Raw genomic sequence first — 18,844 nt, forward strand, 5'->3', positions numbered from 1 at the left:
GCATCGACCTGGATCAGCCCCGCATCATCGCGGCGATGAGGAAGGCCATCTCGAGGCTCTGCGTGCCGTTGAGGCGGGGATCGCAGCCCGTTTCGTAGGCCTTGGCGAGGTCGGCTTCGGACAGCCCCTCGCTGCCGCCGGTGCACTCGGTGACGGCCTCGCCCGTGAGCTCGATGTGGACCCCGCCCAGGTGCGAGCCGGCGGTCCGGTGGATCTCGAAGGCCTGACGAAGCTCCGAGAGAATGGCGCCGAAGTCCCTCGTCTTCAATCCCGTGGCGCTCTCGGCGCCGTTGCCGTGCATGGGATCGCAGCTCCAGAGCACGGGGCGGTCCGTACCCTGGACCGCCTTCAGCAGGGGGGGGAGGGCCGCCTGGATCTTCGTCGCGCCGAAGCGCGAAATGAGCGTGATGCGACCGGGTTCCCGCTGAGGGTCCAGGTGGTCCAGCAACGCCACCAGATGGTCCGGCGTGGCGCTGGGTCCCACTTTCACGCCGATGGGGTTGCGGATGCCCCGTAGGTATTCCAGGTGTGCGCCGTCCAGCTGGCGGGTGCGCTCACCCACCCAGAGCGTGTGGGCGCCGAGGTTGTAGTAGGCGGAGGTTTCCCCGATCCAGCGGGTGAGGGCCTCTTCATAGGGCAGCAGCAGGGCCTCGTGGCTGGTGAAGAAGTCGATGCGCTCCAGCACCTCCCGCTGCACGCCGCCCAGGGCCTCCAAGAAATCGAGGGACTCGCGCACCTGGTCGAGGGTGCGGCGGTAGGCAGGCACCTCCCCGGTGCCGCCCGGCAGCTCCCAGCGCTCGGGGTGGTGCAGGTCCGCAAAGCCCCCCGCCGTGAGGGCCCGCAGATGGTTCAGCGTGGCGGAGGCGTGGAAATAGGCCTCGAGCATGCGGCCCGGGTCGGGCCGCCGGGTGGCCTCGTCGGCCTCCAGGCCGTTGATGAGGTCGCCCCGGTAGCTGGGCAGCTCGCGGCCGCGCACCAGCTCGGTGGGCTTGCTGCGGGGCTTGGCGAACTGGCCGGCGATGCGGCCCACCCGCACCACGGGTTTCCGTCCGCCATGGGTGAGGGCGACGGACATCTGGAGGAGCACCCGCAGCTTGCCTTCGATGGCCTCGGGGAGGCAGTCCTTGAACTGCTCGGCGCAGTCGCCGCCCTGGAGCAGGAAGCGCCGGCCCGCCGCGGCTTCGGCCAGAAGGCCGCGGAGCCGATCCACCTCCTGGGGTACCACGAGGGGGGGCATGCGGCGAAGGCGCGCGAGCACGCCTTCGAGCTCCGAAGGATCGGTGTAGGTCGGCTGCTGCATCGCGGGGAAGCGCTGCCAGCTATGGGGGTTCCAGGGGGTCATCGGGCCTCGGTGGCGAGGGACCAGTCTACCTGCGCCCTGCCTGGGCCCGGCCTTCCTACTTGCCGGGCAAACCTTCGCCCGGGTCCGTGGCTACCGGAGTGACCCAGCGGTATCCCTCGCCGCCCACGGTGGCGATCCAAGGGGCGCCCTGCTCCTCACCCAGCTTGCGCCGCAGGTTGGCGATGTGGACATCCACGGTGCGGGCGCTGGGCCGGGCGTCCCGCTCCCAGGCCAGCTGCAGCAGCTCCTTGCGGCTGTGGGTCCGGCCGGCGTGGGTGATGAGGATCTCCAGCAGGCGGAATTCCCGGGGAGTGAGCTCCAGCGGCTTCCCGTCCCGCCGGGCGTCCAGGCGCGGCAGGTCGAAGCGGAAGGGCCCCGACCGCAGCAGGGGGGGGCGATCCAGTGGGCGGGTCCGGCGGAGGATGGCCTTCACGCGAGCCATGAGCTCGAGCACCGAGAAGGGCTTCACCAGGTAGTCGTCGGCCCCCAGGCTCAGACCTTGCACCCGGTCCGTCTCCTCTCCCCGGGCCGTGAGCATGAGGACCGGCACCTCATCCTTGCCCTCCCGCAGGATCCGGAGGACCTCAAAGCCATCGAGCTGGGGCAGCATCAGGTCCAGCACGATGAGGTCGGCCCGGTGCGCTGCGTGGGCCGCGAGAGCGGGCAGACCATCGCCCACCGCCTCGACGGAATAGCCTTCGAAGCCCAGGTTGTTGACGAGGAGCTGGCAGAGGGAGGGCTCGTCCTCCACCACGAGGATGTGGGTCACGGCGTCTCGCTCAAGGATCGTTGGGATCAAGATCGCGCCCTTTTCTTGGGAATACAAGTTTCAAGTCCAATAAAATTCCCAATCCTCGAAAGGCCTTCAGCTGGCCCGGATCTCCAGGAGGGCCGAGAACCCCTCGCCCGGCCCCGAGGAGAAGGTGAGGCCCCAACCTTCCTGTTCGGCCACCTGGACCAGCAGGCTCAGGCCCAACCCCTGGCCTTCCCGCAGAAAGCCCTCTCTGCCCTGGGTGCGGAGGCGCTGGAAGGGCTTGCCGAGGGCCTTCAGCTGATGGGGTTCCAGGCCTTCGCCCTCGTCGGTTACGCGGATGCAGAAGCGGCGCCGGGCTCGCCAGGTCTCCAGGGTGACGCGGCCCTTGCCATGGCCCAGGGCGTTCTCCACCAGGGTGAGCACCGCCGAGCGCAGGGAGGGGAGGGGGGCCCGGCCGGTGGCCTCCGCCAGCCGAAGGTCGAGGAGGCGCCCCTCCATCTCGAACCCGGGCCGCAGGTCATCGACGACCTCCTCGAACCAGGCGGGGGTGGCCTGCCCCGGGGGGCCGGAGGCCCCCCCGCCCCGGATCACCCGCAGGCCGGTTTCGATGATGGTGGTGAGGTGGTCCACTTCTTCGCCGATCTTCAGCAGCTCCTCGTCGGCGCGGTCCGGGCTGAGCCGGCCCAGACGCAGCGAGTCGCAGCGGAACTTGAGGATGGCGAGGGGCGTCTTGAGGCTGTGGGTCATGGAAGCGAGGCGGTCCGCATCCAGCACGGCCTTGCGCCGGGTGCGGTGGCGCAGCCAGAGCCCCAGGAGGATGGCCACGCCCACCAGGGCGGAGATCCCCGAGATCATCCAGTACTGCTGCTTCAGCTTCTTCCGGAAGGCCTTCTGCTCGGCATCGAAGCCGACGCCCCCCAGGTTCCAGCCGTCGCCGAAGGCGTTGGTCTTGGTGGCGGTGCCCAGGGGCAGGGTGGCGATGCGCTGGGGATCGACCTGGAGGTTGGGCTCCGCGCCCCAGGGCTGGAGCTTCAAGTCGCCCCGCTCGAGGTCGCTTTCCCGGGCCAGACCCATGCGCAGGGTTTGGTGGGGCGCCAGGGCGATGCCGAGTTCCCGCTCCACTTCCGGCGACCCGGGCCGCCAGCGCTTGATGACGAGCCAGCGGTCCGAGAGCAGGATCACCGTGGCCACCTTCCCGAAGTCCGGATCCTGCTCGCGGGGGGGATTCCACTCGAAGCGCTGCGCCGTTTCCGCGTGGGCCATCCAGCCGAGGTACTGCTGCACCAGGGCGGGATCCTTGGGGCGGGCGAGCCGCTGCCCATCGCGGATCCAGAGGTTGCGCTCCTCGAAGCGATCCAGGAGGGCCACGACCAGGGGCTGGTCCGCCAGGAACTGCCGTACATCCGGTTCGTCGCCCGTCCGGATGCTCTGGAGCACCGGCAGGCTCTTCCAGTGGCGTTCAACGGCCTCGAAATCCACCCAGTGGGCCTCCATGTAGGCTTGGCGGCCCTTGTCGACCTGGTCCAGGCGGTAGTACCGGGGCACGGCGATCAGCAGGGCCCCCAGGACCAGCCCCGCCAGGACGAGCAGGGCGATGCCGCTGCGCTGCTGGAGGCGCTGCCAACGGGAGGGCCCCAGGCTGGGGTGGAGGGCGCGGTAGCGGGAGGTGCGGTGGTGGTGCATGGGGGCTCGACAGGAAGGATTCCTGCCAGCTTAACGGCCGCGGGCCCGTCCGGCGATCAGCCGAGGGCCAGCATCCGCTCCAGGGGCTTCAGGGCCTTCACCCGCACGGCCTCGTCCAGGCGGATCTCGGGCTTGAGGTCGCGCAGGCAGAGGTAGAGCTTCTCAAGGCTGTTGAGCTTCATGTAGGGGCAGAGGCTGCAGTTGCAGCCGCTGTCCGCCGGGGCGGGGATCAATTCTGCGTCGGGGCGCCGCTGGCGCATCTGGTGGAGGATGCCGGCCTCCGTGGCCACGATGAAGGCCCGGGCGCTGTCCTTGGCCACGAAGTTGAGCAGGGCCGCCGTGCTACCCACAAAATCCGCCAGCTGGCTGACCGTGGCGTCGCACTCGGGGTGGGCGATGAGCTTGGCCTCGGGGTGCTGGGCTTTGAGGGCCGCCAGGCGCTTGGCCGTGAACTGCTCGTGCACGATGCAGAAGCCCGGGAACAGGGCCATGTCGCGGCCCGTCTGCTTCATGACCCACTTGCCCAGGTGGCGGTCCGGGGCGAAGACGATCTTGCGATCCTTCGGCAGGCTCTCCACCACGCGCACAGCGTTGCTGCTGGTGCAGATGACGGTGCTGAGGGCCTTCACGCCGGCCGAGCAGTTGATGTAGCTCACCACATCGTGGCCCGGGTACTGCTTCAGCCACTCGGCGAAGTGGTCCGCCGGGCAGCGGTCCGCCAGGCTGCAGCCGGCATCCATGTCGGGGATCACCACGGTCTTGGTGGGGTTGAGGATCTTGGCGGTCTCGGCCATGAAGTGGACGCCACAGAAGGCGATGACCTCGGCGTCGGCCTTGGCGGCCTGCTGGCTGAGCTGGAGGCTGTCGCCCACGAAGTCGGCCAGGTCCTGGATCTCGGGCTCCTGGTAGTAGTGGGCCAGGAGCACGGCCCGGCGCTCGGCCTTCAGCCGCCGGATCTCGGCGGGCAGATCGATCCCCGCGGGGATGCTTTCGAGGTCGGGGACATAGGGGGCGGTCAGGTCCATGCCTTCCATTCTAGGCCTTCTCAAGGAACCGGCGGATCCGCTGACCGGGCTCCGGGTGGTCGAACACCTCGGTGAAGGCCGCCCGTTCCCAGGCCAGGGCGGCGGCCCGGGCTGTCCCCGCCTGGCGGTGCCGGAGGGCCCCCAGGAGGGCCAGGGCCCGTTCCTGGACAGGAAAGCCTGTCGCCACAAGCGGGTTTGGGCTATCCTGGGCTTGGATCGCAGGGTCCAGGTGGATGTGGGAATCCGATGACCGCCCCCCGGGGATGGACATCGGTCCAGGTTTATTTGGATTCATGCCTCATCGTCCAAGGGGGGGACACATGGCCAAGGCGCAGGCGTCGGAGACATCCAGCATCTCACGGCTGGATCAGGTCAAGATCAGCCAGTATTTCGGCTGCAACACCTTCAGTGAGCGCACCATGCGCGAGCGGCTCCAGAAGGATGTCTACAAAGCCTACCGCCAGGCGCTGAAGCGAGGTGAGGCCCTGTCGCCGGAGGTGGCCAAGAGCGTCGCCCTCGCCATGAAGGAGTGGGCCCTGGAACAGGGGTGCACGCACTTCACCCACTGGTTCCTCCCCATGACCGGCGCCACCGCCGAGAAGCACGACGCCTTCATCACCTGGGACGAGCCGGGCCAGGTCATCGAGCGCTTCAGCGGCAGCCAGCTCATCCAGGGCGAGCCGGATGCCAGTTCGTTCCCCAGCGGCGGCCTGCGCGCCACCTTCGAAGCCCGCGGCTACACCGCCTGGGACCCCGCCAGCCCGGCCTTCCTGATGGAAGGGCCCCTGGGCAAGACGCTCTGCATCCCCACGGCCTTCGTCGGGTACCACGGGGAGGCGCTGGACCACAAAGTGCCGCTGCTGCGCTCCATGGAGGTGGTGTCCCGTCGCGCCGTCGAGGGCCTCGCCCACTTCGGCGTCAAGGCCGAGGCGGTCATCGCCCAGTGCGGTCCCGAGCAGGAGTACTTTGCGGTGGATCTGGACCTGGCCCAGCAGCGGCCCGACCTCATGTTCGCCAACCGCACCCTGCAGGGCGCCAAGCCGCCCAAGGGCCAGGAGCTGGAGGACCACTACTTCGGCAGCATCAAGGAGCGCGTGCTGGGCTTCATGCAGGAGGTGGAGCTGGAGTGCTTCAAGCTCGGCATCCCCGCCAAGACCCGACACAACGAGGTCGCCCCCAACCAGTTCGAGATCGCGCCCATCTACGAGGCCGCCAACATCGCCAGCGACCACAATCAGCTGCTGATGGAGCTCCTGAAGTCCGTGGGCGAGCGGCACGGCCTGGCCATCCTCCTGCACGAGAAGCCCTTCGCCGGCGTCAACGGCAGCGGCAAGCATGTGAACTGGAGCCTCGCCACCGATGAGGGCCACAACTTGCTGGAGCCCGGGAAGACCCCCGAGGAAAACCTGCAGTTCCTCTACTTCCTGAGCGCCACGCTGAAGGCCATCCACACCCACGGCGGCCTCCTGCGCGCCGCCATCGCCAGCGCCGGCAACGACCACCGCCTGGGTGCCAACGAGGCGCCGCCGGCCATCATGTCGGCCTTCCTCGGCGCCCAGCTCAGCCATATCCTGAACGCCATCGAGAAGGGCGATGCGGCGGATGCCTCCACCCAGCGCATCCTCGACCTGGGCATCGGCAACCTGCCGCGCATCGAGAAGGACGCCACGGATCGCAACCGCACCAGCCCCTTCGCGTTCACGGGCAACAAGTTCGAGTTCCGCGCCGTGGGCTCCAGCCAGCCCATCGCGCTGTCCCTGACGGTGATCAATGCCGCCGTGGCCGAGGCCCTGGACGACCTGAACGGCAAGCTGGACGCCGAGATCAAGGCCGGCAAGGACCACCGGGCCGCCGTGCTGACGGTGGTGCGCCAGGCCATCATCGAGACCAAGGCCATCCGCTTCGAAGGCAACGGCTATGCGGAGGAATGGAAGGTCGAGGCCGAGCGTCGCGGCTTGCCCCATGCCAAGGACACCGTGGCCGCCCTCCACATCTGGGAGAACCCCGCCTCCAAAGCGGTGTTCTCCAAGCCCGGCATCCTCTCCGAGGGCGAGCTGGAGTCACGCGTCCACATCCGTCACGAGCAGTACCAGAAGGCCATCGCCATCGAGACCCAGGTTCTGCGCGAAATGGCGGAGACCCAGATCCTGCCCTCCATCACGGCGGATCTCGGCGCCCGCGCCAAGAGCCTGGGCCGCCTGGCCGCGGCCGGCATCACCGTGCCCGAGACGCTGAAGGCCGCCCTCCAGGCCCAGGCGACGCTGGCGGGTGAGGCCCAGGCCCGGCTCACGGCCATGAAGGCCGCCTTGGTCGCCGCCGAGGCCATCGAGGACAACCACGCCCGCACCGAAGCCTTCGGAAAGAAGGTCAACGAGGCCAAGCATGCCCTCCGCGAGGTGCTGGACCACCTGGAGGAGGCCTGCGACGCCGACCTCTGGCCCCTGCCGAAGTACTGGCAGCTCCTGTCCCCGCTCCTCTAGGCGTTGTTCCGTCACTCATAGAAACGGGCCGCATGGGCGGCCCGTTTCTATGAGTGGAAGAAAGCCTAGCGTCCGAAGCGGAACACGGCGCTCACCTGGGCCCAGGTGGCGGTATCGAAGCCGAAACCGTCGCTGCCGTTCTTGTCCACGAAAACCTGGTTGAGGGTGCCTTCGAGGGAGAAGTTCCGGTTGAAGGTGTAGCCGCCACCTCCGCGAATGCCGAGCTTGCCGCTCTGACTGGCGCTGCCGCTGACGCGGAAGCCGGCTCCGTTGGTGAATTCCCAGTCATCCTTGATGCTGTTGATGGAAGCACCGGCGATGGTGTACCAGCCCTGATTGGGGCTCTGGAAGTTGTAGACCCAGTCAGCGCCGACCTGCAGCACTTTGTAGTCGTTCTGGTTGTCCACGAAGCCGCCCCAGCCGGAGCCCGGGAGGCTGTGGTAGGTCAGCTGGCCGCGGATCTGGTGGTGCGAAGTGAGATTGAAGTCGAGATGACCGCCCACATGGGCACCGAAGAACTGGTTGGTGCCCAGGCCGGACTTATCCTTCAGGTCCCCGACGGGCAGGGAGAGGCCGGTCTGCAGGCCACCATTGATGTCCTGGGCGGCGAGAGGCAGGCCCAGAAGGGCGAGGGTGAGGGCAACGCGGTGACGCATGAAACCTCCGACAAATGCGGGCCCCAGAACGAGGCCGATCCCAGCCTAGCGAGGATTCGTCATCGCGGCGTCATCCGAAGGGACTACCCGGGCCGCTGCTCCAGCGTGACACCACGCCCGCTGCGGATCCGCTGCTCGATGCGCGAGGTGCTGTGGCCGGGGAGGAAGGGCAGGAGGACCAGCTTCCCGCCTCGAGCCTCCACAACATCGCGTCCCACCACGGTGTCAGGTGTGTAGTCGCCACCCTTCACCAGCACATCGGGCTGGAGGGCGCGGATGAGCTCCAGCGGGGTGTCTTCGTCGAAGCGGACGACCGCATCCACGCTGCGGAGGCCCAGCAGGATGGCGGCGCGGGCCGCCTCGTCCTGGAGGGGGCGGCTGGGGCCCTTGAGTCGCGCCACCGAGGCATCGCTGTTGAGGCCCACCACCAGGAAGTCGCCCAGGGCCCGTGCCTCGGCGAGGTATTGCACATGGCCGGGATGGATCAGGTCGAAGCAGCCGTTGGTGAAGCAGAGGGTTCCTGGCCGCGGAACGACCGCGAGAAAGGCCTCAGGGCTCTGGAAGAAACGGGTCGATGTCGGCATCTCAGAAATCGGGATAAAATGATCGGTTCAGGGAGAAGTCCCGGGAGAAGTCTGCCATGCCCCTCTATGAATACCGTTGTGAAGCTTGCGGCCAGCCTGAAGAGAAGCTGGAAAGCCTGTCCGCACCCGAGACCCATGCGTGCCCGGCCTGCGGCGCGGCGGCGGGGATGAAGCGTCAGGTATCCGTATCCGCCTTCGCCCTGGCCGGGAGCGGTTGGTACAAGGGCGCAGCCTCCGATCCGACCCCCTCCGCTCCGGCAACCGGGGCCCCCAAGAGTGGCCATGGCTGTGCGGCGGGTGGGTGCGGATGTCCCCTCGCGGGGTGAGGGCCCGGTGATCCTGGCCTCGTTTTTCCGTTGATGCGTTGACTTTCCAGGCCGTTCCGATAGCCTAGATGGTTCCGGCCCCGTGGGTCGGCGCAAGATTTCATCCGTCCGATGTTCCCCGAAGCCAGCATCCCGGTGAACCTCTCGGGCCCAGGCCCGGACAACCCGGAGCCTTCCTTGGAGGATGGTGTGCCTACCATCAATCAGTTGATCCGCCTCGGGCGGAAGACCTTCCAGAACAAGACCAAGAGCCCCGCGCTCGACGCCTGCCCGCAGAAGCGCGGCGTGTGCACCCGCGTGTTCACCACCACGCCGAAGAAGCCGAACTCGGCTCTCCGCAAGGTGGCCCGCGTGCGCCTCACCAACGGCATCGAATGCACGACCTACATCCCGGGCGTCGGCCACAACCTGCAGGAGCACAGCATCGTGCTCATCCGCGGTGGCCGCGTGAAGGATCTGCCGGGCGTGCGCTATCACGTGGTCCGCGGCACCCTGGACGCCACCGGCGTCGCTGGCCGCAACCAGTCCCGTTCCAAGTACGGCGCCAAGCGCCCCAAGGCTGGCGCTGCGCCGGCCAAGAAGAAGTAGGGGAGGTAAAACATGGCCCGTCGTTCCGCCCCCGCCAAGCGTGAGATCCTGCCGGATCCCGTCTACAACAGCCTCACTGTTTCCAAGTTCGTGAACATCCTCATGGAGCGCGGCAAGAAGGCCACCGCCGAGCGCATCCTCTACGGAGCACTGGAAATCGTCGCCAAGAAGTCCGGCGAGGAGGCCCTTGAGGCCTTCCAGAAGGCCCTGAACAACATCAAGCCCTCGGTGGAAGTCAAATCCCGCCGCGTGGGCGGCGCCACCTACCAGGTGCCCGTGGAGGTTCCCCAGAACCGCCGCCAGTCCCTGGCCATGCGCTGGCTCAAGACCTACTCCGCCTCCCGCGGCGAGCGCACCATGCGCGACAAGCTGGCCGGCGAGATCCTCGACGCCATGAACTTCCGTGGCGCCGCGATCAAGAAGAAGGACGATGTCCACAAGATGGCCGAAGCCAACAAGGCCTTCGCCCACTTCCGCTGGTAGCAGTCCACCCGATCGGAAGGAGCCGCCCCTCCGGCGGCTCCTTCCGCGAAGGTCTTTGAAGCACCCCCGACTCCGATTCCGTATTGATCCTTTCAGGAGGCCGCTGTGGCCCGTCAGACCCCCCTCGAGCGCTACCGGAACATCGGCATCATGGCGCACATCGATGCCGGCAAGACCACCACGACGGAGCGCATCCTCTTCTACACCGGCAAGATCCACAAGATCGGCGAGGTGCATGAGGGTGCGGCGACCACCGACTGGATGGTGCAGGAGCAGGAGCGGGGCATCACCATCACCTCCGCCGCCATCACCGCCGCCTGGACTCCCCAGACGGGCCAGCTGAAGGGCGTGGAGCATCGCATCAACATCATCGACACCCCCGGCCATGTGGACTTCACGGCCGAGGTGGAGCGTTCCCTTCGCGTGCTGGACGGTGCCTGCGCCGTGTTTTGCGCGGTGGGCGGCGTCGAGCCCCAGTCCGAGACCGTGTGGCGCCAGGCCGACAAGTACGGCGTGCCCCGCATGGCCTTCGTGAACAAGATGGACCGTCCCGGTGCGGATTTCTTCCGCGTGGTCGAGATGATGAAGACCCGCCTGAAGGCCCGTCCCATGCCGATCCAGATCCCCATCGGCGCCGAGGAGGACTTCAAGGGCGTGGTCGACCTGGTGTTGATGAAGGCCCTGACCTTCGACGAGGGCGACAAGGGCTTCAAGGTCCTCTACAGCGAGATCCCCGCCGAGCTGGTGGACACCGCCAAGGAGTGGCGCGAGAAGATGGTCGAGATGGTCGCCGAGACCGACGACTCGCTCATGGACAAGTATCTCGGCGGCGTCGAGCTGACCGAGGACGAACTCCGCAGCGGCATCCGCAAGGGCTGCATCGATCTGACCTTCACGCCGATGATGTGCGGCTCCGCCTTCAAGAACAAGGGCGTGCAGCCCATGCTCGACGCGGTGGTGAGCTACATGCCTTCGCCCCTGGACATCCCCGCCATCAAGGGCGTCGATTCCGAGGGCAAGGAAGTCGAGCGCAAGGCCGAGGACAAGGAGCCGTTCTCCGCCCTCATCTTCAAGATCATGGCCGATCCCTTCGTGGGCTCGCTCGCCTTCATCCGCGTCTATTCCGGCGTCCTCGCCGCGGGCTCCGGTGTCTTCAACGCCGCCAAGGGCCGCCGCGAGCGCATCGGCCGCCTGCTGCAGATGCATGCCAACAAGCGTGAGGACATCGAAGAGGTCCGTACCGGCGACATCGCCGCCGCGGTGGGTCTCAAGGAAGTGCTCACCGGCCAGACCATCTGCGACGAGAACCACCCCGTGATCCTCGAGTCCATGGACTTCCCGGATCCCGTGATCCAGGTGGCCATCGAGCCCAAGACCAAGGCCGACCAGGAGAAGATGGGCGTGGCCCTGAGCCGCTTGGCCCAGGAGGACCCCACCTTCAAGGTCAAGTCCGACCCCGAGACCAACCAGACGATCATCGCCGGCATGGGCGAGCTGCACCTTGAGATCATCGTCGATCGCATGATGCGCGAGTTCAAGGTGGAAGCCAATGTGGGCAAGCCCATGGTGGCCTACCGCGAGACCATCCGGAAGCGCGTGGATGCCGAGGGCAAGTTCGTCCGTCAGTCCGGCGGCCGCGGCCAGTACGGTCATGTGAAGATGTATGTCGAGCCCAACGAGGCCGGCAAGGGTTACGAGTTCATCAACGACATCAAGGGCGGCGTGATTCCCAAGGAATACATCAAGCCCATCGACCAGGGCATCCAGGAGGCCATGCAGTCCGGCGTCCTCGCGGGCTACCCCTGCGTCGACATCAAGATCACCATCTACGACGGCAGCTACCACGATGTGGACTCCAACGAAATGGCGTTCAAGATCGCCGGCTCGATGGGCTTCAAGAATGGTTGCGAGAAGGCCTCTCCGGTGATCCTCGAGCCCATCATGGCCGTCGAGGTCGTGGTCCCCGAGGACTACATGGGCGATGTCATCGGCAACCTGAACAGCCGCCGTGGCCGCATCGAGAACATGGAAGACCGGGCTGGCGTCAAGGTGGTCACCGCCAAGGTGCCCCTGGCCGAGATGTTTGCCTACTCCACCACCCTGCGCGGCATGACCCAGGGCCGCGGCAACTACACCATGCAGTTCTCGCACTATGAGGAAGCACCCCGGAATGTGGCCGAAGAAATCGTGGCCAAGGTGAAGGGTTCCAAGTAATACCCCGGGGGTGTCCGAGCCCCCGCGACACGGCCCGGCGAAGCCGGCCCCGTGGCAAGCAATAGCAGTCATTTCTTGTTTTACCTATAGTTTAAGCCCCTCCGGGGGTGAGGTCATCCATCGAACCGCAAGGTTGCCGGGCCTCTTGATCCACCGCTTCCTCCCCCGGGAGGTCGTGCGTTCTCTCAAATAGCCGTTGTATTTCCAGCGGCTTTTGTTATGCTGATCAGCCCTGTCCCTGTCGTTGGGACGGATTTACATGGGCGGTCAGCGCCCCACGTCTATGGACGGTCGCCGTCCCAATGGAGTGAGCATGAAAGACAACATCCGCATCCGTTTGCGTGCCTTCGACCACCGTCTGCTCGATCAGAGCACCCGCGAGATCGTGGACACCGCCAAGCGCACGGGCGCCCAGGTGGCGGGACCGATTCCCCTCCCCACCCGGACGAACAAGTACACCGTCAACCGTTCCCCCCACGTGGACAAGAAGAGCCGGGACCAGTTCGAGATCCGCACGCACAAGCGGCTGCTCGACATCCTGAACCCGACTCAGAACACCGTGGACACTCTCATGCGCCTGGACCTGCCCGCTGGCGTCGACGTGGAGATCAAGGTCTTCAGCCGTCAGGGCAACCGGTAGAGGGGGGAGAAAACATGTCCAAAGGAATCATCGGAAAGAAGCTGGGGATGACCCAGATCTTCAATGAGCAGGGCCAGATCGTCCCCGTGACGGTCATCCAGGCCGGCCCCTGCGTGGTCGTGCAGCGCAAGACCTCCGCGAAGGATGGCTACGAGGCCGTCCAGATCGGATTCGTCGACCCCAATGGCGGCAAGCGCGCCTCCAAGGCCGAGAAGGGCCACTGCGAGAAGCTGGGCGTCGCCCCGGTCCGCGTGCTCCGCGAGATCAAGGTTGATGCCTCCGACGCCGCCAAGCCCGGCGACAGCGTCCTGGCCAGCGCCTTCGAGGCGAAGACCAAGGTCAATGTCACCGGCATCAGCAAGGGCAAGGGTTTCGCCGGCGTCATCAAGCGGCACCACTTCGCCGGTGGCCGTGCGACCCACGGCTCCATGTTCCACCGCGCGCCTGGCTCCATCGGCCAGTCCAGCTATCCCAGCCGCGTGTTCCCCGGGATGCGCATGGCCGGCCACATGGGCGATGCCCAGGTGACCGTCCGCAACCTGGAGATCGCGAAGGTGGATGTCGAGAACAACCTGCTGCTCATCAAGGGCGCCGTCCCCGGCCCCAAGGGTGGGTACATCGTCATCAAGCAGGAGGCCTAGGATGGCAGCGTTCCAGCACCCCGTCGTCAATCTCGAGAACAAGCCCGCGGGCACTGTTGAGTTGTTGGCCGAAGTCTTCAAGCTCGAGGATGTGAACCAGCACCTGATCTGGGAAGCGGTCCGCCACTTCCTGGCCAAGCGCCGCGCCGGCACCGCCAAGACCAAGGACAAGTGGGAAGTGAGCGGCTCCGGCAAGAAGCTCTGGAAGCAGAAGGGCACCGGCCGCGCCCGCGTGGGCTCCATCCGCAGCCCGCTGTGGAAGGGCGGCGGCACCACCCACGGTCCGCACCCCCGCTCCTATGACTACGCCTTCCCCAAGAAGGCCCGTCGCGCCGCCCTGCGCAACGCGCTGTCCGCCAAGTTGGCGAGCGGCCAGATCGTGGTGGTCGAGAACTGGGATGTGACATCCCACAAGACCAAGTCCCTGATCCAGACCCTCGGCAAGCTCGGCGTGACCGGTTCGGCGCTCCTCGTGGGCACCGAGGCCAGCGAGAAGCTCTCCATGGCCGCCGGCAACAACCCCAAGCTGCAGACGATCGAGAGCCTGGGCGTCAATGTCTATGAGCTCCTCAAGTACGACCAGGTGATCTTCTCCAAGGAAGCCGTCCTGGCCCTCCAGGAAGTGGTGAAGCCATGACCAAGATCTTCGATGTGATCCGCAAGCCCCTTCTCACTGAAAAGGGCCAGATCCTCCGGGAGAAGAACATCCAGGTGTTCGAAGTGGCCACCTGGGCCACCAAGCACCAGATCAAGGAAGCCGTGGAGCTCCTGCTCCAGTCCAAGGTGAAGGGCATCCGCACCGTGCGGATCCCCAGCCGGACCAAGCGTCTGGGCCGTTTCGTGGGGACTTCCAGCCCCCGCAAGAAGGCCTATGTCGAACTCGTCGAGGGCGCGCCCGCGTCCGAATAAGGCGACTTCATGGCGGACGGAAAAGCTTTGCCCACTATCGCCCGCCCCTTTCAACCCTGAGGCAAGAGGACAACCATGAGCATCAAGCAGCTCAAGCCCACGACCCCCGGTCAGCGCGGCATGTCCAAGTTCGGCTTCGAGGAAATCACCACGGACACGCCTGAGCGTTCGTTGATTGCCAAGAAGAACCGCACTGGCGGCCGTTCCAACACCGGCCGGATCACCACTCGCCACATCGGCGGTGGCCACAAGCGCCAGTACCGCATCATCGACTTCAAGCGCAACAAGCTCGAGGTGCCCGCCAAGGTGGCCACCATCGAGTACGATCCCAACCGCACCGCCCGCATCGCCCTGCTGGTCTATGCGGATGGCGAGAAGCGCTACATCCTGGCCCCCGATGGCCTGGAAGTGGGCCGCACCGTGGTGGCCGGCAAGAACGCCGACATCCTGGTGGGCAACGCGCTTCCCCTGCGGAACATTCCCGTGGGCAACACCGTTCACAACATCGAGATGAAGCCCGGCAAGGGCGGCCAGATCGCCCGCGCCGCCGGCACATTCGCCCAGCTCGTGGCCAAGGAAGACGACTACGCCCAGCTCCGCATGCCCTCTGGTGAGATCCGCAAGATCCACCTCGAGTGCTACGCGACCATCGGCACCGTCGGCAACCTGCAGCACGAGAACATCCAGATCGGCAAGGCCGGCCGCACCCGCTGGAAGGGCATCCGCCCGACCGTCCGCGGCGTGGTCATGAACCCCGTCGACCACCCGCACGGTGGTGGCGAGGGCCGCACCTCCGGTGGCCGTCACCCCGTGACGCCCTGGGGCCAGCCGACTCGTGGCTACAAGACCCGTGGCAACCGTCGCACGGACAAGTTCATCGTCAAGCGGATCAACTAGGAGACACGACAATGGCACGATCCCTGAAAAAAGGCCCGTTCATTGACGCCCACCTCCAGAAGAAGGTGGAAGTTGCCCAGGCGGCCAACGACAAGCGCGTGATCAAGACCTGGTCCCGCCGGTCGACGGTCGTCCCGCAGATGATCGGACTGACCCTCGCCGTGCACAACGGCAACAAGTTCATTCCCGTGTATGTCACTGAGAACATGATCGGCCACAAGCTCGGCGAATTTTCGCTGACCCGCACCTTCAAGGGTCACGCCGGCAAGTCCGATTCCAAGGCGAAGGGGAAGTAGCGATGGCTGAGATCGTTTCCACCGCCACCGTTCGCCACCTGCGCGGCTCGGCCCAGAAGGCCCGCCTCGTGGTGGACCTGATCCGCGGCAAGCATGTCGGCGAGGCCCAGTGGGTGCTCGCGCAGGCCAAGAAGTACGCTGCCGCCCCCATCCGCAAGCTTCTCGATTCCGCCGTGGCCAACGCCATCGACAAGAATCCCTCCGTCAACCCGGACGAGCTTCTGGTGAAGACCGCCTTCGTGGACGAGGGCTTCCGCATGAAGCGCGTCCGCCCCGCCCCCATGGGCCGCGCCTACCGGGTCCAGAAGCGCACCTGCCATATCACCATCCAGCTCGCGTCCGCGGCCGGGGAGGAGTAGTCATGGGTCAGAAGGTCCACCCGTACGGGTTCCGCCTCATCTACCAGAAGAACTGGCACAGCAAGTGGTTCTCCAAGCGCGACTACGCCACGCTGCTCCACGAGGACATCAAGCTCCGCCGCGAACTGAAGAAGCAGCTGCACAGCCTCAACGCGATGGTTTCGAAGATCGACATCGAGCGCGCGGCCGACAAGGTCACCGTTCGCATCTACACCGCCCGCCCCGGCATTGTCATCGGCCGCAAGGGTGCTGAGATCGACAAGCTCCGCGAGGACCTGCAGAAGCGCCTGAACCGTCCCGTGTCCGTGGACATCCAGGAGATCAAGAAGCCCGAAGTGGATGCCCAGCTCGTGGCCGAGGGCGTCGCCCAGCAGCTCGAGCGCCGCATTGCCTTCCGTCGCGCCATGCGCAAGGCGGAAGAGGCTGCGATCCGCTTCGGCGCCAAGGGTTTCAAGATCAAGGTCGCCGGCCGCCTGAATGGCGCGGAGATCGCCCGGACCGAGGATTACCTCTCCGGCCAGATGCCCCTGCAGACCATCCGCGCGGGCGTTGACTACGGTTTTGCCGAGGCCCATACGACCTACGGGATCATCGGCATCAAGGTTTGGGTGAATCTGGGCGACCAGGTTGCCGAGACCGTGAAGCGCTGAGGTGAATCCATGCTGATGCCCAAGAAGGTCAAGAACCGTAAAACCCAGAAGGGCCGCACCCGCGGCGTCGCCACCCGTGGCAACGATCTCGCTTTCGGCGATTTCGGCCTCAAGGCGATGGAGCATTGCTGGCTCACCAACCGTGAGATCGAAGCTGCCCGTATCGCCATGACCCGCCACATCAAGCGCGGCGGCAAGATCTGGATCCGCATCTTCCCCGATCGTCCCACCACCTCGAAGCCCGCGGAAACCCGCATGGGCTCCGGCAAGGGGGCTCCGGACGGCTGGGTGGCGGTGATCCGCCCCGGACGCATCCTCTTCGAGATGGAGGGCGTGACCGAGGAAATCGCACGCGAGGCCCTGCGCCTGGCCCAGATGAAGCTGTCCGTGGCGTCCGAGTTCGTCAGCCGCACGCCGCCGGAGGAGTGAGAGCCATGACCAAGAAGAACCCCTTTTCCGATTTGACCGGCAAGAGCGTCGAGGAGCTGGCGCAACTGGAGGCCGAACTGGCCGCCAAGCGCTTCACCCTCCGCTTCCAGCACGCCGTGGGCCAGGTCGAGAACACCGCCGAGATCCGCAAGACTCGCCGTGAACTCGCCCGCGTCAAGACGGCCCTGGCCACGAAGCTGGCCTAGGAGATCCCATGAGCCTCGAAAACAAGATGATTCGTAACGGCGTGGTGGTCTCCAACAAGGCCGACAAGACGGTGGTGGTGAAGGTGGAGCGCAAGTTCCAGCACCCGCTCTACCACCGCACGGTCAAGCAGACTGCCAAGTTCATGGCCCACGATGAGACCAACGCCTGCGCCATCGGCGATGTGGTCAAGATCGTGGAGACCCGCCCCCTTTCCAAGCGCAAGCGCTGGATGGTCCTCGAGATCCTCCAGAAGGCCGGCGAGTAAGGAGCTCACATGATCCAGATGGGAACCATGCTCACCGTCGCCGACAACTCCGGCGCCAAGAAGATCTGCTGCATCCTGCCCCTGGGCGGTGGTGTGGGCAAGATCGCCCAGCTTGGCGATGTCATCACCGCCTCCGTCAAGGAAGCGATCCCCGGTGGCACCGTCAAGAAGAAGGCCGTCGTCCAGGCCGTGATCGTCCGCCAGCGCAAGGCCTACCGCCGCAAGGACGGCTCCTACATCCGCTTCGACGAGAACGCCGCCGTCATCATCAAGAAGGATGGCGAGCCCGTCGGCACCCGCGTGTTCGGCCCTGTGGCCCGCGAACTGCGTGAGCGGAAGTACATGAAGATCGTCTCCCTCGCCCCTGAGGTGCTGTAATGGAAGCCACCACCACCAAGATGAAGCTCAAGAAGGGCGATCAGATCGTCGTCATCGCCGGCAAGGAGAAGGGCAAGACCGGGACCATTTCCAAGGTCAGCCCCGCCACCAACCATGTGGTCGTCGCCGGTCTGAACATGATCAAGAAGGCCACCAAGCCGAACGCCCAGACGGGCGAGGGCGGCGGGATTGTGGAGAAGGAGGCCCCCATCCACGCCTCCAATGTCATGCTCCTCGACCCCAAAACCGGCAAGGGCACCCGCCACCGTTCCAAGTAAGCCGCTTCCCATCCTCCCGCTTCCGTGGGAGGATGGTCGTTCTGCCCCGTGCGCGGGGTGGAGATCCACGGCGCATCCTGCGCCATGACAACTAGAGGTTGGGGGGAAACGGGCCGGACCGCCGTCCCAAGCCCCCTCGCTCTCCCGAACCCCTGGGGCATAGCCGCCTCACGGAAATGGAGGAATCCATGACTGCCACGCAAGGCCACGCGGAGCCCCGCGTCAAGGCTCGCTACCACCAGGAGGTGGTGTCGAAGCTCAAGGAAGAGTTCGCCTTCTCTTCCGCCATGCAGGTGCCCCGCCTGCAGAAGATCGTCATCAACATGGGCGTCGGCGACGCCATCCAGAACATCAAGGTCCTGGATGTGGCCGTGGACGAGCTGACCGCCATCGCCGGCCAGAAGGCCATTGTGCGCAAGGCCAAGAAGAGCGTCGCCCAGTTCAAGCTGCGCGCCGGCATGCCCATCGCCTGCATGGTGACCCTGCGCGGTCCCCGCATGTGGGAGTTCTTCGACCGCCTGGTGACCCTGTCCCTTCCCCGCGTCCGCGATTTCCGCGGCGTGCCCACCAAGTCCTTCGACGGCCGCGGCAATTACACGCTGGGCCTGAAGGATCAGCTGATCTTCCAGGAGATCGACTACTCGCGGGTGGACAAGATGAAGGGCATGAACATCACCTTCGTGACCACCGCTGCCAACGACGCCGAAGCGCGGGCCCTGCTCGCCCACCTCGGTATGCCCTTCCGCAAATAGCCAAGGAG

26 protein-coding genes are annotated in these 18,844 nt (G+C 66.1%); 19 read left to right on the forward strand and 7 right to left on the reverse strand.

All coding sequences use genetic code 11. From position 1 onward, the window contains the following. Positions 1 to 13 precede the first annotated feature (13 nt). The 5 genes from QZ647_RS00170 to QZ647_RS00190 form a co-directional block, all read right to left on the reverse strand. Positions 14 to 1,342: a class II 3-deoxy-7-phosphoheptulonate synthase gene (locus QZ647_RS00170; protein ID WP_291270270.1), complete on the reverse strand. Its 1,329-nt coding sequence runs from the start codon at positions 1,340 to 1,342 to the stop codon at positions 14 to 16. 55 nt (positions 1,343 to 1,397) lie between these two features. Then, the gene (locus tag QZ647_RS00175) at positions 1,398 to 2,111 is read right to left on the reverse strand and encodes a response regulator transcription factor (protein ID WP_291270271.1); all 714 of its coding nucleotides are present in this window, start codon (positions 2,109 to 2,111) and stop codon (positions 1,398 to 1,400) included. A 96-nt stretch (positions 2,112 to 2,207) separates the two neighbouring features. After that, positions 2,208 to 3,779, reverse strand: coding sequence for a HAMP domain-containing sensor histidine kinase (locus QZ647_RS00180; RefSeq protein WP_291270272.1), 1,572 nt, complete (start codon positions 3,777 to 3,779; stop codon positions 2,208 to 2,210). 56 nt (positions 3,780 to 3,835) lie between these two features. Continuing rightward, positions 3,836 to 4,804: a quinolinate synthase NadA gene (gene nadA / locus QZ647_RS00185; protein ID WP_291270273.1), complete on the reverse strand. Its 969-nt coding sequence runs from the start codon at positions 4,802 to 4,804 to the stop codon at positions 3,836 to 3,838. A gap of 10 nt (positions 4,805 to 4,814) precedes the next feature. Continuing rightward, positions 4,815 to 4,991 (reverse strand): hypothetical protein, encoded by a 177-nt coding sequence (locus tag QZ647_RS00190; protein ID WP_291270274.1) that lies wholly within the window; start codon positions 4,989 to 4,991, stop codon positions 4,815 to 4,817. 133 nt (positions 4,992 to 5,124) lie between these two features. On the opposite strand from QZ647_RS00190, the gene QZ647_RS00195 reads away from it, so the two are divergent. Continuing rightward, the gene (locus QZ647_RS00195; RefSeq protein WP_291270275.1) at positions 5,125 to 7,284 is read left to right on the forward strand and encodes a glutamine synthetase III; all 2,160 of its coding nucleotides are present in this window, start codon (positions 5,125 to 5,127) and stop codon (positions 7,282 to 7,284) included. A 65-nt stretch (positions 7,285 to 7,349) separates the two neighbouring features. Here the strand turns inward: QZ647_RS00195 and QZ647_RS00200 are convergent, their stop codons facing one another. Beyond that, complete coding sequence (locus QZ647_RS00200; protein WP_291270276.1) at positions 7,350 to 7,940, reverse strand: hypothetical protein; 591 nt, start codon at positions 7,938 to 7,940, stop codon at positions 7,350 to 7,352. An 83-nt stretch (positions 7,941 to 8,023) separates the two neighbouring features. Next, entirely contained in the window at positions 8,024 to 8,524 is a 501-nt protein-coding gene (gene rfaE2 / locus QZ647_RS00205) for a D-glycero-beta-D-manno-heptose 1-phosphate adenylyltransferase (RefSeq protein ID WP_291270277.1), read from the reverse strand. Between the two features lie 56 nt (positions 8,525 to 8,580). On the opposite strand from rfaE2, the gene QZ647_RS15535 reads away from it, so the two are divergent. The 18 genes from QZ647_RS15535 (at position 8,581) to rplE (ending at position 18,836) form a co-directional block, all read left to right on the forward strand. After that, positions 8,581 to 8,850: an FmdB family zinc ribbon protein gene (locus QZ647_RS15535; RefSeq protein WP_366526115.1), complete on the forward strand. Its 270-nt coding sequence runs from the start codon at positions 8,581 to 8,583 to the stop codon at positions 8,848 to 8,850. 189 nt (positions 8,851 to 9,039) lie between these two features. Next, on the forward strand, positions 9,040 to 9,438 hold the full coding sequence (rpsL, locus tag QZ647_RS00210; protein ID WP_026852760.1) for a 30S ribosomal protein S12: 399 nt from the start codon (positions 9,040 to 9,042) through the stop codon (positions 9,436 to 9,438). 12 nt (positions 9,439 to 9,450) lie between these two features. Beyond that, on the forward strand, positions 9,451 to 9,921 hold the full coding sequence (gene rpsG, locus QZ647_RS00215) for a 30S ribosomal protein S7 (RefSeq protein WP_243303170.1): 471 nt from the start codon (positions 9,451 to 9,453) through the stop codon (positions 9,919 to 9,921). Between the two features lie 105 nt (positions 9,922 to 10,026). After that, positions 10,027 to 12,135, forward strand: coding sequence for an elongation factor G (gene fusA, locus QZ647_RS00220; protein ID WP_291270278.1), 2,109 nt, complete (start codon positions 10,027 to 10,029; stop codon positions 12,133 to 12,135). 313 nt (positions 12,136 to 12,448) lie between these two features. After that, positions 12,449 to 12,775, forward strand: a complete 327-nt coding sequence (rpsJ, locus tag QZ647_RS00225; RefSeq protein WP_043483643.1) for a 30S ribosomal protein S10 — start codon at positions 12,449 to 12,451, stop codon at positions 12,773 to 12,775. 14 nt (positions 12,776 to 12,789) lie between these two features. Then, the gene (gene rplC, locus QZ647_RS00230) at positions 12,790 to 13,416 is read left to right on the forward strand and encodes a 50S ribosomal protein L3 (protein ID WP_286354350.1); all 627 of its coding nucleotides are present in this window, start codon (positions 12,790 to 12,792) and stop codon (positions 13,414 to 13,416) included. 1 nt (position 13,417) lies between these two features. Further along, the gene (gene rplD, locus QZ647_RS00235; RefSeq protein WP_286354349.1) at positions 13,418 to 14,053 is read left to right on the forward strand and encodes a 50S ribosomal protein L4; all 636 of its coding nucleotides are present in this window, start codon (positions 13,418 to 13,420) and stop codon (positions 14,051 to 14,053) included. After that, entirely contained in the window at positions 14,050 to 14,325 is a 276-nt protein-coding gene (locus tag QZ647_RS00240; RefSeq protein WP_243303174.1) for a 50S ribosomal protein L23, read from the forward strand. Before rplD ends, QZ647_RS00240 begins: the two co-directional genes overlap by 4 nt. Positions 14,326 to 14,400: 75 nt before the next feature. Beyond that, the gene (gene rplB / locus QZ647_RS00245) at positions 14,401 to 15,222 is read left to right on the forward strand and encodes a 50S ribosomal protein L2 (protein ID WP_285610116.1); all 822 of its coding nucleotides are present in this window, start codon (positions 14,401 to 14,403) and stop codon (positions 15,220 to 15,222) included. A gap of 11 nt (positions 15,223 to 15,233) precedes the next feature. Continuing rightward, positions 15,234 to 15,518: a 30S ribosomal protein S19 gene (gene rpsS / locus QZ647_RS00250; protein ID WP_257305905.1), complete on the forward strand. Its 285-nt coding sequence runs from the start codon at positions 15,234 to 15,236 to the stop codon at positions 15,516 to 15,518. An 11-nt stretch (positions 15,519 to 15,529) separates the two neighbouring features. Continuing rightward, positions 15,530 to 15,877: a 50S ribosomal protein L22 gene (gene rplV, locus QZ647_RS00255; protein ID WP_366526145.1), complete on the forward strand. Its 348-nt coding sequence runs from the start codon at positions 15,530 to 15,532 to the stop codon at positions 15,875 to 15,877. 2 nt (positions 15,878 to 15,879) lie between these two features. After that, positions 15,880 to 16,527 carry a 30S ribosomal protein S3 gene (gene rpsC, locus QZ647_RS00260; RefSeq protein ID WP_286354347.1) on the forward strand — a complete coding sequence of 216 codons (648 nt, stop codon included), beginning with the start codon at positions 15,880 to 15,882 and terminating at the stop codon, positions 16,525 to 16,527. Between the two features lie 9 nt (positions 16,528 to 16,536). Continuing rightward, positions 16,537 to 16,956, forward strand: coding sequence for a 50S ribosomal protein L16 (rplP, locus tag QZ647_RS00265; protein WP_285576787.1), 420 nt, complete (start codon positions 16,537 to 16,539; stop codon positions 16,954 to 16,956). Positions 16,957 to 16,961: 5 nt separating this feature from the next. Beyond that, positions 16,962 to 17,162, forward strand: coding sequence for a 50S ribosomal protein L29 (rpmC, locus tag QZ647_RS00270; RefSeq protein WP_026852748.1), 201 nt, complete (start codon positions 16,962 to 16,964; stop codon positions 17,160 to 17,162). Between the two features lie 8 nt (positions 17,163 to 17,170). Beyond that, the gene (gene rpsQ, locus QZ647_RS00275) at positions 17,171 to 17,428 is read left to right on the forward strand and encodes a 30S ribosomal protein S17 (protein ID WP_286354346.1); all 258 of its coding nucleotides are present in this window, start codon (positions 17,171 to 17,173) and stop codon (positions 17,426 to 17,428) included. A gap of 9 nt (positions 17,429 to 17,437) precedes the next feature. Continuing rightward, complete coding sequence (gene rplN, locus QZ647_RS00280; protein WP_026852746.1) at positions 17,438 to 17,806, forward strand: 50S ribosomal protein L14; 369 nt, start codon at positions 17,438 to 17,440, stop codon at positions 17,804 to 17,806. Between the two features lie 20 nt (positions 17,807 to 17,826). Continuing rightward, on the forward strand, positions 17,827 to 18,084 hold the full coding sequence (gene rplX, locus QZ647_RS00285; RefSeq protein ID WP_366526146.1) for a 50S ribosomal protein L24: 258 nt from the start codon (positions 17,827 to 17,829) through the stop codon (positions 18,082 to 18,084). A 188-nt stretch (positions 18,085 to 18,272) separates the two neighbouring features. After that, positions 18,273 to 18,836 (forward strand): 50S ribosomal protein L5, encoded by a 564-nt coding sequence (rplE, locus tag QZ647_RS00290; RefSeq protein ID WP_286354344.1) that lies wholly within the window; start codon positions 18,273 to 18,275, stop codon positions 18,834 to 18,836. Positions 18,837 to 18,844: the final 8 nt, after the last annotated feature.

The sequence above is a fragment of the Geothrix sp. genome (genome assembly GCF_020622065.1).
Classification (GTDB): Bacteria; Acidobacteriota; Holophagae; order Holophagales; family Holophagaceae; genus Geothrix.